The sequence below is a fragment of the Pseudomonas sp. HOU2 genome (assembly GCF_040729435.1).
GTDB lineage: Bacteria > Pseudomonadota > Gammaproteobacteria > Pseudomonadales > Pseudomonadaceae > Aquipseudomonas.
Window position 1 is genome coordinate 1,906,321 of record NZ_CP160398.1, and the last position, 14,953, is coordinate 1,921,273.

General features: G+C 61.5%; 15 protein-coding genes. 4 read left to right on the plus strand and 11 right to left on the minus strand.

Annotated elements, in window-relative coordinates; all coding sequences use genetic code 11:
• Nucleotides 1–60: 60 nt before the first annotated feature.
• A complete protein-coding gene (locus ABV589_RS08510) occupies nucleotides 61–819 on the minus strand; it encodes a hypothetical protein (RefSeq protein WP_367085553.1) in 759 nt (252 codons plus the stop codon).
• A gap of 342 nt (nucleotides 820–1,161) precedes the next feature.
• Between ABV589_RS08510 and ABV589_RS08515 the strand changes: the two genes are divergently transcribed.
• Nucleotides 1,162–1,437 (plus strand): hypothetical protein, encoded by a 276-nt coding sequence (locus ABV589_RS08515; RefSeq protein WP_367085554.1) that lies wholly within the window; start codon nucleotides 1,162–1,164, stop codon nucleotides 1,435–1,437.
• A 274-nt stretch (nucleotides 1,438–1,711) separates the two neighbouring features.
• Nucleotides 1,712–2,341, plus strand: a complete 630-nt coding sequence (locus tag ABV589_RS08520) for a flavin reductase family protein (RefSeq protein ID WP_367085555.1) — start codon at nucleotides 1,712–1,714, stop codon at nucleotides 2,339–2,341.
• Here ABV589_RS08520 and ABV589_RS08525 read toward each other — a convergent pair whose 3' ends face one another.
• Nucleotides 2,342–2,584 (minus strand): hypothetical protein, encoded by a 243-nt coding sequence (locus tag ABV589_RS08525; protein ID WP_007965872.1) that lies wholly within the window; start codon nucleotides 2,582–2,584, stop codon nucleotides 2,342–2,344. It abuts the gene before it with no gap.
• Between the two features lie 43 nt (nucleotides 2,585–2,627).
• Nucleotides 2,628–2,981, minus strand: coding sequence for an antibiotic biosynthesis monooxygenase family protein (locus tag ABV589_RS08530; protein ID WP_027612495.1), 354 nt, complete (start codon nucleotides 2,979–2,981; stop codon nucleotides 2,628–2,630).
• Between the two features lie 430 nt (nucleotides 2,982–3,411).
• Between ABV589_RS08530 and ABV589_RS08535 the strand changes: the two genes are divergently transcribed.
• Nucleotides 3,412–4,341 carry an AraC family transcriptional regulator gene (locus tag ABV589_RS08535; RefSeq protein WP_367085556.1) on the plus strand — a complete coding sequence of 310 codons (930 nt, stop codon included), beginning with the start codon at nucleotides 3,412–3,414 and terminating at the stop codon, nucleotides 4,339–4,341.
• 150 nt (nucleotides 4,342–4,491) lie between these two features.
• Here ABV589_RS08535 and ABV589_RS08540 read toward each other — a convergent pair whose 3' ends face one another.
• The 6 genes from ABV589_RS08540 to ABV589_RS08565 all read right to left on the minus strand — a co-directional run bounded on the left by ABV589_RS08540 (nucleotide 4,492) and on the right by ABV589_RS08565 (nucleotide 11,922).
• A complete protein-coding gene (locus ABV589_RS08540; RefSeq protein WP_367085557.1) occupies nucleotides 4,492–5,547 on the minus strand; it encodes an ABC transporter ATP-binding protein in 1,056 nt (351 codons plus the stop codon).
• Between the two features lie 13 nt (nucleotides 5,548–5,560).
• A complete protein-coding gene (locus ABV589_RS08545) occupies nucleotides 5,561–6,409 on the minus strand; it encodes an ABC transporter permease (protein WP_258675831.1) in 849 nt (282 codons plus the stop codon).
• Entirely contained in the window at nucleotides 6,406–7,314 is a 909-nt protein-coding gene (locus ABV589_RS08550) for an ABC transporter permease (protein ID WP_367085558.1), read from the minus strand. The genes ABV589_RS08545 and ABV589_RS08550 overlap by 4 nt, the downstream gene beginning before the upstream one ends.
• Before the next feature lie 201 nt (nucleotides 7,315–7,515).
• Nucleotides 7,516–8,619 (minus strand): ABC transporter substrate-binding protein, encoded by a 1,104-nt coding sequence (locus tag ABV589_RS08555; RefSeq protein WP_007965860.1) that lies wholly within the window; start codon nucleotides 8,617–8,619, stop codon nucleotides 7,516–7,518.
• 217 nt (nucleotides 8,620–8,836) lie between these two features.
• Nucleotides 8,837–10,288, minus strand: coding sequence for an aldehyde dehydrogenase family protein (locus tag ABV589_RS08560; RefSeq protein WP_367085559.1), 1,452 nt, complete (start codon nucleotides 10,286–10,288; stop codon nucleotides 8,837–8,839).
• On the minus strand, nucleotides 10,285–11,922 hold the full coding sequence (locus ABV589_RS08565; protein WP_367085560.1) for a 5-guanidino-2-oxopentanoate decarboxylase: 1,638 nt from the start codon (nucleotides 11,920–11,922) through the stop codon (nucleotides 10,285–10,287). The genes ABV589_RS08560 and ABV589_RS08565 overlap by 4 nt, the downstream gene beginning before the upstream one ends.
• 229 nt (nucleotides 11,923–12,151) lie before the next feature.
• Between ABV589_RS08565 and ABV589_RS08570 the strand changes: the two genes are divergently transcribed.
• Nucleotides 12,152–13,033: a LysR substrate-binding domain-containing protein gene (locus ABV589_RS08570; RefSeq protein WP_367085561.1), complete on the plus strand. Its 882-nt coding sequence runs from the start codon at nucleotides 12,152–12,154 to the stop codon at nucleotides 13,031–13,033.
• Between the two features lie 196 nt (nucleotides 13,034–13,229).
• Here the strand turns inward: ABV589_RS08570 and ABV589_RS08575 are convergent, their stop codons facing one another.
• Together ABV589_RS08575 and ABV589_RS08580 are read right to left on the minus strand one after the other, a co-directional pair.
• On the minus strand, nucleotides 13,230–13,844 hold the full coding sequence (locus tag ABV589_RS08575; RefSeq protein WP_367085562.1) for an NAD(P)-dependent oxidoreductase: 615 nt from the start codon (nucleotides 13,842–13,844) through the stop codon (nucleotides 13,230–13,232).
• A gap of 219 nt (nucleotides 13,845–14,063) precedes the next feature.
• Nucleotides 14,064–14,942, minus strand: coding sequence for an MBL fold metallo-hydrolase (locus ABV589_RS08580; protein WP_367085563.1), 879 nt, complete (start codon nucleotides 14,940–14,942; stop codon nucleotides 14,064–14,066).
• Nucleotides 14,943–14,953 lie beyond the last annotated feature (11 nt).

The window sequence follows — 14,953 nt, forward strand, 5'->3', positions numbered from 1 at the left end:
TTGGTGAACATCACCGACCATTGTGGGAGCTGGCTTGCCAGCGATTGGGGCGACTCGGTATCAGGACAATTCAGCAACTAGCGGCGGCTTGCCATAACGCTTCTGCGCATACGACGCGCCGACAATCATCACCAGCAGAATCCCCGCCAGCACCGCCGACGAGCCGATGGTGCCGAAGTCCAGGCCACCCTTTTCATGGGGCTTGGTCATCAGATCGCCCAAGGTCGCACCGAACGGCCGGGTCAGCACGAACGCCACCCAGAACAACAGCACCGACGAAATCTTCGTGAAGTATTTGAGCGCCACGACCACGGCAATGGTCGAGCCGATCAGCAGCGCACCACCGGCAAACCCCAGGCCCGAGTCATCGGCCAGGTAGTCGCCGAGCGCCGTGCCCAAGGTGTTGGAAAACAGAATCGCCATCCAGTAGAACATCTCGCCGCGGAAGGTCTGCACCTTGCTGACGTTCAGCGAATCGCCGCTCAGGCGCCAGGCCGCGAAGATCGCCAGCAGAATCGCAATCAGGATCATCGACCCGGTGGCATAGCCGAGCCCAAGGGTGCGATCCATGAAATCGGACATGGTGGTGCCGGCAGTGCTGGTGGACAGAATCACGATCCAGTACAGCAGCGGCTTGTAGGTCTTGGCCATCAGTTGGCTGATCAGGGTCAGCACGAACACGCTGATCAGGATCAGCGAGCTGAGGGCGTACCCGACGTTGAGGGTCATCGACAGCAAATCCCCTGCGGTTTCCCCCAGGGTCGTCGCGCAGATTTTCATGACCCAGAACGCCAGGGTGATTTGAGGCAGTTTGTTCATCGCAAGCAAAGCTCCAGTGTGAGACGGCCGGTTCTTGGGTTTTCTGGCCGTGGGCAGACTGGCGATGCGTCGGTGAAAAAGCGGTCGGCAACAGATGAAAAATCTGTCATATCGCGAAAACAGCGATTAATCCCCCATTAATGCTGCCCTTGCACCCTACCAATACCTGATCGATGACCTGCGCGGCGTTCGCTCCCGACAGTGGAAGCCCATTCAATGCGCCGCCCTTAACATCAAGTTAATCGATTGTTTTTAGCATTTATTTGCGCTTTTTAATCAATTTAGTTGGCGTAGCATTCAACCCAAGCAAGACACACCGCCAACCCATCCGGAGTCACGAACATGAAAACCAAACTGATCCTCGCCCTGACCCTGTCCGTACTGGCCGCCAACACCTTCGCTGCCGATGGCTCGGACAAAACCAAATCGGCCGAATTCATTTCCGGCGCCAGCGCCGCCATCGAAACCAGCCACTCGGGCACTTACGCCGCTGACGGTTTCGATAAAACCAACCTCGGCAAAACCGTGGCCGCCGATGGCTTCGATAAAACCGGTACTGCCAACGCCATCGCGGCTGACGGCTTCGATAAAACAGGGACCGCTGCAGCCATCAGCTGACTATCAGCGGTCCTTCCACAGCCCGGCCTCGGCCGGGCTTAGTCATTTCTGGGGCAGCACAATTTCTGAAATCCACGCAAAACCCTGTGGGAGCTGGCTTGCCAGCGATGACAATCTTTCATTCAAAGTAATTGTCGACTGACAGACCGCCATCGCTGGCAAGCCAGCTCCCACAGGTTTTCCATTAAATGGAATATCAGTGACCGACTGGAAATTGTCTGACCGTGCTTGCACTATTGTTCACCTGTCCTAGCCCCCTTCCGGAACCCCATCCATGTCCGACGACATCCACTTCTACGAACCCGCCAACGGCCACGGCCTGCCCCACGATCCGTTCAACGCCATCGTCGGCCCGCGCCCTATCGGCTGGATTTCTTCGCAGGATGCCAATGGGCAGTTGAACCTGGCGCCATACAGCTTCTTCAACGCGTTCAACTACATCCCGCCGATCATTGGTTTTTCCAGCGTCGGGCGCAAAGACAGCCTGAACAACATCGAGCAGACCGGCGAGTTCGTCTGGAACCTCGCTACCCGGCCGCTGGCCGAGCAGATGAACCAGAGCTGCGCGATGGTCGCGCCCGAGGTCAACGAGTTTGAACTGGCGGGGCTGACGCCGGCGGCGTCGAAAGTGATTGCGGTGCCACGGGTAGCCGAAAGCCCGGTGTCCTTCGAGTGCAAGGTCACGCAGATCATTCAGTTGCAGCGCGCCGATGGCGAAACGGTGCCGAGCTGGCTGGTGCTCGGCGAAGTGGTCGCCGTGCATATCGCCAAGTGGCTGTTGAAGGACGGAATCTACGACACCGCCGCGGCAGAACCGATTCTGCGCGGCGGCGGGCCGGCGGATTATTTCCAGTTGGGGCCAGAGGCCCTGTTCAAGATGTGGCGCCCGGGGGCGGTCAAATAACTACCAGATCAACTCGGCGTCATCAGTGACACCCTTGAGGCGGTCCAGCTCATTGATGGCAGCCTCATCGGCAGCGATGGCGCCGGGGAACACCTGATCACCCAGCAGCTTGTGGAAGCGTGGCGCACCGCCATCGACCAGGGCCTTGACCGCGATTGCCGCGTGATAACCCTTGTTGCCGCCCAACTCGACGGGGACGACTGCGGAGACTGCTTCGAAGTGTTCGAACTCTTTACGTGCCATGGCACACATCCTGGCTCAGATGAATAAGCCGGACATTAAACCCTCAACCGGCGAGTTTGTGTATCGGTGCCGGGCATTGTCCGAGCGCCTGCGCCGCCGACACCTCTTTGAAGGTGTGGAAATCCAGGCTGTTGACCACCAGGTCTTGAACCAATTCGGCAAAGATTTGCATCGACGGACTGTTGAAATACGCGGTCATCGCCTGTTGATGGCTCCAGAAACCGGAGACCAGCCACAGCTCCGGATCGCATTGCGAATGCTGCAGGGCGAAGTTCAGGCAACCGGGGGCGTTGCGTGAAGGTTCGATCAAGGCGCTGAGGCGTACACCCAGTTCGGCGGAGCGTCCGGCGCGCGCTCGAACGAAGGCCATATGACTGACGGGAATCTGCTTGGACATGTTCAACCCTCCCAGGGAGTCGCGTGGCAGCCGGGGGCAGGCTGCGACAGGATCCAAGGTTAAGGGCCGGGCGCAAGGTGCCGTTAGTCGATTCCTGCCGCTGCGTTGCACAATCCTGCGAGACTGCACAAACGCCCGATGTCGACGGGTAGAAACCTGTCACACCGCTGTCACAACGCTTTTGTGTAGGAGCTGCCGAAGGCTGCGATCTTTTGACTTTTGTTTTTAAAATCAAAAGATCGCAGCCTTCGGCAGCTCCTACAGGGGGATTCGACTGCAGGTCGCTATGCGTCGGGTGCAGGTTGATGGCGGTGGCACAAAACCAGCCAATGCAGAATCAGGCAAGCATTTGACAGGATGTGTCTACCGCTTGCGCTTGCACAAATATAGGCTCTGCCCCATTCCACCGTCTTAGCAGAGGATGCCGCGCATGACGTCATTCGATCGTTTCCAGGCCCCGCTCGATGTCGACATGGAAAAACAGCGTGCGGAGCTCGCGGGGATCATCCGCCGCAACACCACCGACGATGGCAGTTACCAGACCGCCATCGGCTCGCTGTTCATGTCGCGCCACACAAAATCCCACGACTTCGCCCCGGTGCTGGCGCAACCGGCGTTGTGCATCATGGCCCAGGGCCGCAAAGAGGTGCGGCTGGCGGACGAATATTTCAATTACGACCCGCTGAATTACCTGGTGGTCTCGGTCTCGATGCCGTTGAGCGGGCGGGTGGTGAATGTCTCGCCGGAAGATCCGATCCTCGCTGTGCGTCTGGACATCGATCCGGCGGAAATCACCGCACTGATCGCCGACGCCGGGCCGATGGGCGTGCCGACCCGGCCGACCGGGCGTGGCCTGTATGTGGAAAAGATCGACAGCGCGATGCTCGACGCGGTGTTGCGTCTGGCACGCTTGCTGGATGCACCGAAAGACATTGCCATGCTCGCGCCGCTGATTCGCCGGGAGATTCTCTATCGCCTGCTGCGCAGTCCGCAGGGCCATCGCTTGTATGAAATCGCGATTGCCAACAGCCAGAGCCACCGCATCAGCCAGGCGATCAAATGGCTCAACGGCAACTTCGAACAGCCGCTGCGCATCGATGATCTGGCGAAAGAAGTGAACCTCAGCGTCTCGACCCTGCATCACCGCTTCAAGGCGATGACCGCGATGAGTCCGTTGCAATATCAGAAGCAATTGCGCCTGCAAGAGGCGCGGCGCCTGATGCTGGCCGAAGGGCTGGAAGCGTCGGCAGCGGGCTATCGCGTGGGCTATGAAAGCCCGTCGCAGTTCAGCCGCGAGTACAGCCGCTTGTTTGGTGCGCCGCCGTTGCGGGATCTGGCGCGGTTGCGGCAGTCGGTCTGATCAAGGTTTGTGCTGGATCGATTGACGCCATCGCTGGCAAGCCAGCTCCCACAGGTTTTTTTGCTGAACACAGAAGTTGTGCACACCCGAAAAACCTGTGGGAGCTGGCTTGCCAGCGATGGGGCCAGTCAAGACAACCTCAATCCTGAATCAGGCACCGAGTACCCGACACGCCTCGCTCGGCAACGTCACCGACACCGGATGCCCGATCCCCAAACCGATCCCCTGACACGGCGTACTCAACGCGGTGAACGCCACCCCGGAACACTCCACCGTGGTCTCGATGGTCGCGCCGATATCACGCACGAATGTCACCTTGCCGAGCAAGCGGTTGCCCGCCGTGGCTTGTGGCGCGGAAAGTTGCAGGTCTTCCGGGCGAATCAGCATCTTCACCTTCTGCCCCACCTCAATGCTGCTGCAGATCGGCACTTGCAGCGCATCACCGCCCGGCAAACTGACCTTGCCGTCGCCCAGCGCCGTGGCCGGGAAGATGTTGCCCGAGCCGATGAAATCAGCGACGAATTCGTTGGCCGGATGCCGGTAGATTTCGATCGGCGTGCCCACCTGCTGCACCTTGTGTTCGCCCAGCACCACGACGATGTCGGCCATGGTCATGGCTTCGCGCTGGTCGTGGGTGACCATGATCGTGGTGATGTTCAAGCGTTGCTGCAACTGGCGGATTTCCACCTGCATCGACTCGCGCAACTTGGCGTCCAGCGCCGACAGCGGTTCGTCGAGCAGAAGGATTTTCGGCCGCGAGGCGATGGCCCGGGCAATCGCCACCCGCTGCCGTTGCCCGCCGGAGAGTTTCGCCACCGGCCGGTCGATCATGGCTTGCAACTGGATCAGCTCCAGCAGTTCCACCACTCGCGCCTGCTGCTCGGTCTTACTGACGCCGCGCAGTTTCAGCGGGTAGGCGATGTTCTCGCCGACGGTCATGTGCGGGAACAGCGCCAGCGACTGGAACACCATGCCGAAGTTGCGCAGGTGCGCCGGGGTGTGACCGATGTTCTCGCCGTCCAGGCGAATCTCGCCGCCGGTGAGGGTTTCCAGCCCGGCGATCATCCGCAGCAAGGTGGTTTTGCCGCAGCCAGACGGGCCGAGAAAACACACCAGTTTGCCTTCCGGCAAATGCAGGTTGACGTCCTGTACCGCGCAAGCCGAGCCGTAGAATTTCTCGACGTTTTCCAGAATCAGACCAGTCATGTTGCACCTCAAATCAAAAGGAAACGCCGCCCTCGCCCACCAGCTTCTCCAGCGCCCAGATCAGGACGAAGTCGATCAGCACGATCAGCACGGCAAACGAGAACACGGTAGGGTCGAGCGATGACACGGTGCGGCTGTACATCCAGATCGGCACGGTCATGACGTCGATGGTGTAGAGGAAATAGGTCACGGTGAATTCGTTGAACGAGACGATGAACGCCAGCAGCATCCCCGCCAGAATCCCCGACTTCATCAACGGCACTACCACGTCGACAATCGCCCGCAGCGGTGAAGCGCCGAGCATCCGCGCGGCTTCTTCGACTTCGCTGCCGATGGAGAGCATGGCGGCGGTGCAGTTTTTCACCACGAACGGCAGCGCCAGAATCACGTGGGCAATCACCAGCCGCGAGGTGGTCAGATGGAACGGCAGGCTGTCGAACACCAGCAGCAACGCCAGCCCCAACACCACCATCGGAAACACCAGCGGCAGCGACATCAGTTGCAGCGCCACGGCTTTGCCACGGAACTCGCAACGGGTCAGCGCATAGGCGGCGGGCACCGCGATCAGCGTGGCGAAGACCATGGTCAGACACGACACCAGCAGGCTGGTGGCCATGGCCTGACCGAGACTCAGCACATCGCTGGCGTCGGGCGAGACGAAGGTGTGCCAGGCCGCCTTGTACCACTGCAGGCTGTAGCTGCTCGGCGGGAAGTCGAGGTTCGACGCACCGCTGAACGACATCACGATCATGGTCAGGATCGGCAACACCGCCAGCAGCAGAATGGACCCGGAAAGAATCCCGGCGAACTTGCCGGTGTCGCCGGGCAGCAGCGCCATGCGCTTCTTGATCAAAGTACTCATTGCGATGCCTCCAGCAGACGCCGACGACGGCCGGTGATGTATTCGGACAGGGTCATGATCGCCAGCGTGGTGACGATCAGCACCACCCCGGCAGCCGACGCGGCAGGCCAGTTCATCAGCGGCGCGATCTGGTCATGCACCATCACCGCGAGCATCGGTACACGGCGGCCACCGAGCAGCAACGGCACCACAAAGCTGCTGGCGTTGTAGGCGAACACCAGCGTCGCCCCGGTGATGATCCCCGGCAGACTCATCGGCAACACCACCTGACGGAACACCTGAAAACGGCTGGCGCCCAGAGTCGCGGCGGCCTCTTCGTAGGTACGCGCAACACCACGCATGGCGCTGGCAATCGGCAGCACGGCCAAAGGAAACGCGGTCTGCACCAGGCCCATCAGCACGCCGTTCTGGTTGTACAGCAACATGATCGGGCGCTTGATCAGGCCCAGGCCCATCAGCGCCTGGTTGAGCATCCCGCCCGGGCCGAGAATCACCAGCCAGCCGTAGCTTTGCAGCAGCAGGTTGACCAGCAGCGGCAACAGCACCGCGGCGAGAAAAATCCGCCGCACGAACGGCGAGGTCAGACGCGACATGGTGTACGCCACCGGGATCGCCAGCAGCACGGCGATCACCGCGCTGATCAGCGCCAGACGCAGGGTCAGCAGCAGGGATTTCAGGTAATAGGGTTCGAGCAATTGCGCGTAGCTGGCGAGGTTGAACCCGCTCCATTCAGCGCCTTTAGTGCCGACGCTCATGCGCAGCACCAGCAGGCTGGCCGCGATCAGCACACCGAGAAACAGCATCGACGGCGTGAGGAAAAACCACGCCCGGGCGGTCGGCGAAATACCGCGCGCCGGGCGCACGTCAGCGGCGCCGACCGGTTGGGTCAGGGATTGATGTTCCATAGCAATGATCTCGTCAATGGAAAGCCAACAGGATTGAAATCCGGGATAAACCCTGTGGCGAGGGAGCTTGCTCCCGCTGGGTCGCGAAGCGGCCCCATCAATGGCTAGATGCATTCGCCAGGTCGCCATTCAGATTGCGGCTGCTTCGCAGCCGAGCGGGAGCAAGCTCCCTCGCCACAAAAGATTTTCAGTCCTCGGAAATCAGGAAGAAAAAATTTCCGTATAACGACGAATCCATTGGTCATGCACGGTCGCCAGGAAGGCGTTGTCGTGCATGATCGCCTTCTCGGCAATCTGCTCCGGGGTGAGGATGTACGGGCTCTTGCGCGCTTCGGCGGAGATGATCGCCTTGGCGTTGACCGGGCCGTTGAAGATGTCTTCGGCCATCTTGCCCTGCACCAGCGGGTCGAGAGAGTGGTCGATGAAGGCGTAGGCCAGATCGGTGTCGCCCGGACGGTTCTTCGGCATCACCGAGAGCATCAGGTCGGTGTAGAAACCTTCCTTCATGCCGAACGTGGCACCGAGGCCGTAGTTCGGATCGCGGATCTGCTTGGGGAAGAATGCCGGGGCGTACAGGCCGCCCATGTCCAACGACCCGGTGCGGAACAGCTCGGCGATCTGGTTCGGATTCTCGCCGAGGGTGACCACGCGATCCTTCAGCTCGGCGAGTTTCTTGAAGCCCGGTTCGATGTTGTGTTCGTCACCGCCAGCCAGTTTCGCCGCGATGATGATCAGGTCCATGGCCTCGGTCCAGTTCGGCGGCGGCAGGAAAATGTTCGGCGCCAGATCAGCGTCCCACAACGCAGCGTAACTGGTGGGCGCTTCTTTCTGGGTGCGGGTGCTGTAGACCAGACTGTTGCACCACAGCAGGTAACCGATGCCGTGCCCGTTGGCGCCGGTGCGGTATTTTTCCGGTACGTCGATCAGGTTGGGAATGCGGTTGAGGTCGGGCTTTTCCAGCAGCCCGGCAGCGGCCAGACCTTCGGCACCAACCCCGGCCAGGGTGATGATGTCATACTGCGGACGGTCACCGCCGGCCTTGAGTTTGGCGACCATTTCCGAGGTGCTGCCGGTGCGGTCGGCGATGACCTTGGCGCCGGTCTTGGCTTCGAAGGTGGCGGCGATGTTGCGCAGTGCGGCGAGGCCAGTGTCATCCGACCAAGTCAGCAGGCGCAGAGTCTTGCCGGCGAACCGCGTATCGCTGGCGCTGGCCCGGATGAAGGGCATGCTCAGGGCTGCCGCCGCTACCGAGGCGACGCCGACGGTTTTAATGAATTGACGCCTGTTCAGATCGTGCTCGCCCATGACGGACTCCCTTTGTTCTTTTAAGTATGAGGTTGGTCGCAACCGTTGCATCCGCGCGGCCGGATCCGCTGCAGGCCTTGTGCTCAAAGGCCTGCAGCGCTGCCGACGGGTTCATCCTGAGGTCGTGCAATACACCTGACTATCGATAAAAACTCATCGAAGCCATGACACCGACGCATGCCTCGTTGCGAGGCATGCGCTCACCGTTTTCGGGCGTTCAGAGCGCCCGGATCACGTGTTTGATTTCCTGAAAAGCAGCCAGCCCCCACGGCCCCAATTCACGGCCGATGCTGCTCTGCTTGTAGCCGCCCCACGCCGTCTGCGGGAAGATCACTTGCGGCGCGTTGAGCCACACCAGCCCCGCCTGCAGGGCGTTGGCGACGCGGTCGGCAGTCTCGGCGTTACCCGTCACCACACTGGCGACCAGCCCGAACTGGCTGTCGTTGGCCAGCGCAATCGCCTCGGCTTCGCTGCTGAAACGGCGCACGCACAGCACCGGGCCGAAAATCTCTTCGCACCACAGCGCACTGTCGAGGGGCACGTCGGTGAACACCGTCGGCTGCAAAAAATAACCGCGCGGCAGATGCGCCGGGCGATTGCCACCACACACCAGCTTCGCCCCGGCGCTCAGGCCACGGTCGATATGACCGAGCACGCGCTGGTATTGCGCCTGATTGACCAGTGCGCCCATCTCCACGTCCGGGTCGAACGGATCGGCCACGCGAATCGCTTGCGCACGCTTTTGCAGACGCTCAAGAAATTCATCGGCCAGTTCATCGGCAACCAGCACCCGACTGGTGGCCGAGCACATCTGCCCGGCATTGAAGAAACCGCCGCCGCAAGCCAGCTCCACGGCCAGTTCCAGATCGGCATCTTCGAGTACCAGCAACGAAGATTTGCCACCCAGTTCCAGGCTCACGCCCTTCACCGTTTCGGCGGCACGCTGCATCACCTGCACACCGACGGCGTTGCTGCCGGTGAAGGAGATCTTGGCGATGCGCGGATCCGCCGACAGCGGCGCACCGACCGCCAGCCCGGTGCCACAGACCAGGTTGAACACACCGTTGGGCAGACCGGACTCGGCGATAATCGCCGCCAGTTCCAGCTCCGGCAGCGGCGTGACTTCCGACGGTTTGAGCACCACGCAGCAACCGGCGGCCAGTGCCGGCGCGAGTTTCCAGGCGGTGGTGACCATCGGGAAATTCCACGGCACGATCAGCCCGACCACACCGCACGGTTCACGACGCAGACGCGCGCTGAAGTCATCGCTGGGCAGCGCCACGTTGCTGTCGAGTTGTGCGTCGAGGCCTTCGGCCAATTCGGCGTAATACTCGAAAGTGGCGATCACATCATCGACATCGATCGCCGCTTCGAACTGCGGTTTGCCGTTGTTGCTCGACTGCAACTTCATCAAGTGATCACGACCGTTGCGCACGCCGTTGGCGATGTTGCGCAGAATCGCGCCACGTTCGGCGCCAGTGGTTTTCGACCAGCGCTTGAACGCTTCAGTGGCCGCGCTGACGGCGTGGTTGACCGCTTGTTCATCGCCACCGTTGACCGTGGTCAGCAGCGCTTCGGTGGCCGGGTTGATCACCCGCAGGTGTTCACGCCCGGCCGACCATTGGCCGTTGATGTACAGGCCATCGAGGGTGGTTGGGAAACTGCTCATTGGGCCACCGCCTGCATCCATTGGCTCTGGTCGATTTCGATCACGGTCGGGCCTTGGCGGTCAGTCGCCGCACGCAGCGCGCCACGCAATTGCTCAACCGAGCTGATCGCTTCGGCGGCGCAGCCCAGGGCCTTGGCCACGCCAATGAAATCCGGGGTGTAGATATCGACGCCCACCGGTTCGATGGCGCGGTTGACCATGTACTTCTTGATCTCTTCGTAACCCTGGTTATTCCACAGCAACACGATCACCGGGGTGCGCGCTTCGACCGCGCTGGCCAGTTCCGGCAGGGTGAACTGCAAGCCGCCGTCGCCGATCAGGCACACCACCGGCGGACGAGCGCCGCCCTCGACGCTGCCGCCAAGCCACGCGCCAATCGCCGCCGGCAGGGCGTAACCGAGGGTGCCGTAACCGGTGGACGAGTTGAACCAGCGCCGCGGGCGCTCCGGGTTGAAGGTGAGGTTGCCGGTGTACACCGGTTGCGTGGAGTCGCCGACGAACACCGCGTCCGGCAACTCGTGCAGGACGGTTTCCAGAAAACGGGTCTGGGCCAGGGTTGGCGCATCCCAGGTTGCGGCCAGCTCATCGCGCAGGCGCGCCGCCCGCACTTGACCCCAATCGTTGCGCCGCTCGGCCAGCGCCTGCTGCGACAGTGCGTCGAGCAGCGCTTGTGCGGCGTTGCACGAGTCGGCGACCAACGCCACGTGCGGCGGATAATTGCGCACGGTCTGATCGGCGTCGATGTCGATGCGCAGCAACTTGCCGGGAATCTCGAAGCCGCCGGCGAAGGTCACGTCGTAATCGGTTTCGGCCAGTTCGGTGCCGATTGCCAGTACCACATCGGCATCGGCCACCAGTGCGCGAGTGGCGACCAGGCTTTGCGTCGAGCCGATCAACAATGGATGGCTGGACGGCAACATGCCCTTGGCGTTGATGGTCAGCGCCACCGGGGCGTCGAGCAGTTCGGCCAGTTCGGTGAGTTCGGCAGCGGCATCGATGGCACCGCCACCGGCGAGAATCAACGGACGTTTAGCGCCGGCCAGCAACTCGCTCATGCGTCGTACGGCTGCAGATGCAGCCCCGGCGCGGTCGATATGCACCGGGACGCTGGCGAGCAACTCGTCGGCCTCTTCCACCAACACATCCAGCGGAATTTCGATGTGCACCGGACGCGGGCGCCCGGCCTGGAACAGTGCGAAGGCACGGGCCAGCACGGCCGGCAATTCTGCAGCGGACATCAGGGTGTGGGAGAACGCCGCGACGCCGCCGACCAGTGCGCTCTGGTTCGGCAGCTCATGCAGCTTACCGCGACCGCCGCCCAACTGGCTGCGGGTCTGCACGCTGGAGATCACCAGCATCGGGATCGAGTCGGCGTAGGCCTGCCCCATCGCGGTGGTGATGTTGGTCATGCCCGGACCGGTAATGATGAAACACACACCCGGTTTGCCGCTGGTGCGCGCGTAGCCGTCGGCCATGAAACCGGCGCCCTGTTCATGCCGTGGGGTGACATGGTTGATGCTCGAACGGGCCAGCCCGCGATACAGCTCCACGGTGTGCACCCCCGGAATGCCGAACACCTGCTCGACCCCGTAATCCTCGAGTAACTTGACCAGTACTTCGCCACACGTCGCCATGTCGATTGCCCTTCTTGTTCGTTTGAGACACAAGGCCTTTGTGTAGGAGTGAGCCTGCTCGCGATGGCGTCTTCACATTCAACATTACGGTGACTGACACACCGCTATCGCGAGCAGGCTCACTCCTACAAAGGGCCCTTCAATGGGCTCATTGAACGGGCGGCAGGTAGCGGCAACAATCGATTAAAAGTCATACTAGCCATGTCCTCACGTCATACCTTGGATCCACATGAAACGACTGCCTCCCCTGCCCGCCCTGCACACGTTTCTGATCACCGCGCAGTGCTGCAACTTCACCCGGGCCGCCGAGCAGTTGCACATCACCCAGGGCGCGGTGAGCCGGCAGATCGCCGGGCTGGAGGATCATCTGGGGTATGAGTTGTTCATCCGTCTGGCCCGAGGCCTGGAGCTGACCGCCGAAGGACGTGAATGGCTGCCACGGGTGGAGAAGATCTTCGGTTTGATCAGCGAGGCCACCGAGCAGATCGGTCGCAAGCGCCAGACCCTGCAACTCAAGGCGCCAAGCTGCGTGATGCGCTGGCTGGTGCCGCGCCTGCTGCAATGGCAAAAGGAACGCCCGGACGTACCGGTCAAACTGACCACCACCCTGGCCCACGGCGTGGATTTTCAGCGCGAGCAGTTCGATGCGGCGGTGATCTACGGCACGCCGCCGGACAACTCCTCGACTGCCCTGCATCTGTTCGATGAGCAACTGACCCCGGTGTGTTCGCCAGCGTTATTGAAAGGCCCGCCGGCGCTGAGCGAACCGGCCGATCTGCAACAGCATCTGCTGCTGCATCCGACCCGCGATACGCAGGACTGGACGGTGTGGCTGACGGCGGCCGAGTTGCAGTTGAACAACGTCAACACGGGCCAGCATTTCGAGACACTGGATCAGGCGATGTCGATGGCGTCGCATGGGACGGGGGTGGCGATTGGCGACTGGTCGCTGATCGGCGACGACCTGCGCGCCGGGCGGCTGGTGATGCCGTTTGAGCTGAAGGTGAAAACGGGGCTGGGCTACTACGTGGTGATGCCGCAGGGTGGGGAAGCATCGCCGCAGCTGGAGGAACTGATGATCTGGCTGGTGGAACAAGCGCATTTGCGCTGAGGCTTTTCCCCTCACCCTAACCCTCTCCCGGAGGGAGAGGGGACTGATTGGGGATTGCTGAAGAAATCTACCGACCAGAAAGGACTGCACCGGATCCATAATCGACTCGATCACTCAGGTCGACGTATACCGCAAGCCCCCGCGGTCAGCTCCCTCTCCCTCCGGGAGAGGGCTGGGGTGAGGGGCGAGGATTCACTCAATATCCGACCGTAAACCGCTGACGCGAATGCTTCGGCGTTTCCACTTCGTCAATCAGCGCAATCGCATAGTCGGCGAAGGTGATCCAGCTGCGACCTTCAGCACTGAACAGCAAATGATCCTTGCCAACGCGGAAGGTGCCGGTGCGCTCACCTTCGACGAACTCTGCCGATGGCGAGAGGAAGGTCCAGTCCAGATCCTTCTCCTGACGCAAGGCATCAAGAAACGCTGCGCCCGCACTGGCCTCGGTTTTGTACTCAGCGGGGAAACCGGCGCTGTCAATCACTCGGGTGTCGTCCGGCAGCAGCAGCGAACCGGCACCACCGACCACCAGCAGACGATTCACACCCGCCTGCTTCACCGGGCCGACCACGGCACTGGCCGGGACGGTGGCGAAATGCGCGGCGCTGATCACCACGTCGTGACCGGTGACGGCGGCTTGCAGCGCTGCCGAATCCAGCACATCGACATTCTTGCTGACCACACCGGCACGCGCGCCGATCTTCGAGGTATCGCGGGCGATGGCGGTGACGCTATGGCCGCGACGCAGGGCTTCTTCCAGCAGTTGGCTACCGGCACGACCGGTGGCACCAATGATTGCGATCTTGCTCATGACATTCTCCAGTTGGCTTGAGAGTTTCAACGACGGCATAAATCCAGGCTTGAAGCGGTATTCCCTGTGGCGAGGGAGCTTGCTCCCGCTGGAGGGCGAAGCACTCCCCGCCTGTTTCAGGTACAACGCATTGGCAGCTTTACACCTGCTGCGCAGGCGGGCGGGAGCAAGCTCCCTCGCCACAAACGTCCTCTCGATCTCTGATTCAGATCAATCGGCTTACCACTTCATCTCGCCCTTGGCGACTTTGGCGCTCAGCTCCAGCGAGCTTTCTTCGCCGAGTTTCGGGTAGCGTTTCTGCATGGCCTTGATCAGTGCGGCGGAATCCTTGGCCTTGGCAGTTTCTTCGTCGAAAGCCTTAATGTAGTCGGCGGTGAATTTCACGCTCGCCAGCGAGCGGCTGCTCTCGCCCAGGTAGTGACCCGGCACCACGGTTTTCGGTTTCAGGGTTTCGATCGAATGCAGGGTGTCCAGCCAGTCGGCGTGGGATTGCGCAGTCTGGGTATCGGCCATCCACACATGAATGTTCTCGGCCACCACCACGCCACCGACCACCGCCTTGAGCGACGGAATCCACACGAAGCTGCGATCCGGTTGCTTGCCTTCAAGGCCCACCACCTGCAACTTCTGACCTTCGAGCATCAGGCTGTCGCCCTTGATTACGCCCGGCACGATGGTTTTGGCCGGCACGTCGGCGCCCATTTTCGGCCCCCAGAAAGCGAGTTTGCCGTCGATGGTCTGCTTGATGTGATCGACGGTCGGCTGCGAGGCCAGAACCACGGCGTCGGGGAAAGCCTGGGTCAGGGTGTCGAGGCCGAAGTAGTAATCCGGGTCACCGTGGCTGATGTAGATGGTGGTCAGGTGTTTGCCGCTGGCTCGGATCTTTTCCACCACCTGCTCGGCCTGGGCCTTGCCGAATTGCGCGTCGACCAGGATCGCGTCTTTCTCACCGCTGACCAGTACCGAAGTCACCGGGAAAATCGCCTTGGTGCCCGGGTTGTAGACATCCAGGGTCAGGTTGGCGGCAGCGGCGTGGGCCGCAAATCCGAGGGTGGCGGTGGCCAGCAAAACGCGCTTGAGAGTAGTGAAGCCGATCATCTGTTGCTCCG

What these genes read in the sequence shown, in the direction of transcription:
- ABV589_RS08570 (WP_367085561.1), top strand. Translation starts at nt 12,152, where the DNA reads ATGAAACGACTGCCTCCCCTGCCCGCCCTGCACACGTTTCTGATCACC.
- ABV589_RS08530 (WP_027612495.1), bottom strand. Translation starts at nt 2,981, where the DNA reads ATGTCCAAGCAGATTCCCGTCAGTCATATGGCCTTCGTTCGAGCGCGC.
- ABV589_RS08565 (WP_367085560.1), bottom strand. Translation starts at nt 11,922, where the DNA reads ATGGCGACGTGTGGCGAAGTACTGGTCAAGTTACTCGAGGATTACGGG.
- ABV589_RS08550 (WP_367085558.1), bottom strand. Translation starts at nt 7,314, where the DNA reads ATGGAACATCAATCCCTGACCCAACCGGTCGGCGCCGCTGACGTGCGC.
- ABV589_RS08575 (WP_367085562.1), bottom strand. Translation starts at nt 13,844, where the DNA reads ATGAGCAAGATCGCAATCATTGGTGCCACCGGTCGTGCCGGTAGCCAA.
- ABV589_RS08510 (WP_367085553.1), bottom strand. Translation starts at nt 819, where the DNA reads ATGAACAAACTGCCTCAAATCACCCTGGCGTTCTGGGTCATGAAAATC.
- ABV589_RS08545 (WP_258675831.1), bottom strand. Translation starts at nt 6,409, where the DNA reads ATGAGTACTTTGATCAAGAAGCGCATGGCGCTGCTGCCCGGCGACACC.
- ABV589_RS08515 (WP_367085554.1), top strand. Translation starts at nt 1,162, where the DNA reads ATGAAAACCAAACTGATCCTCGCCCTGACCCTGTCCGTACTGGCCGCC.
- ABV589_RS08520 (WP_367085555.1), top strand. Translation starts at nt 1,712, where the DNA reads ATGTCCGACGACATCCACTTCTACGAACCCGCCAACGGCCACGGCCTG.
- ABV589_RS08560 (WP_367085559.1), bottom strand. Translation starts at nt 10,288, where the DNA reads ATGAGCAGTTTCCCAACCACCCTCGATGGCCTGTACATCAACGGCCAA.
- ABV589_RS08580 (WP_367085563.1), bottom strand. Translation starts at nt 14,942, where the DNA reads ATGATCGGCTTCACTACTCTCAAGCGCGTTTTGCTGGCCACCGCCACC.
- ABV589_RS08555 (WP_007965860.1), bottom strand. Translation starts at nt 8,619, where the DNA reads ATGGGCGAGCACGATCTGAACAGGCGTCAATTCATTAAAACCGTCGGC.
- ABV589_RS08525 (WP_007965872.1), bottom strand. Translation starts at nt 2,584, where the DNA reads ATGGCACGTAAAGAGTTCGAACACTTCGAAGCAGTCTCCGCAGTCGTC.
- ABV589_RS08535 (WP_367085556.1), top strand. Translation starts at nt 3,412, where the DNA reads ATGACGTCATTCGATCGTTTCCAGGCCCCGCTCGATGTCGACATGGAA.
- ABV589_RS08540 (WP_367085557.1), bottom strand. Translation starts at nt 5,547, where the DNA reads ATGACTGGTCTGATTCTGGAAAACGTCGAGAAATTCTACGGCTCGGCT.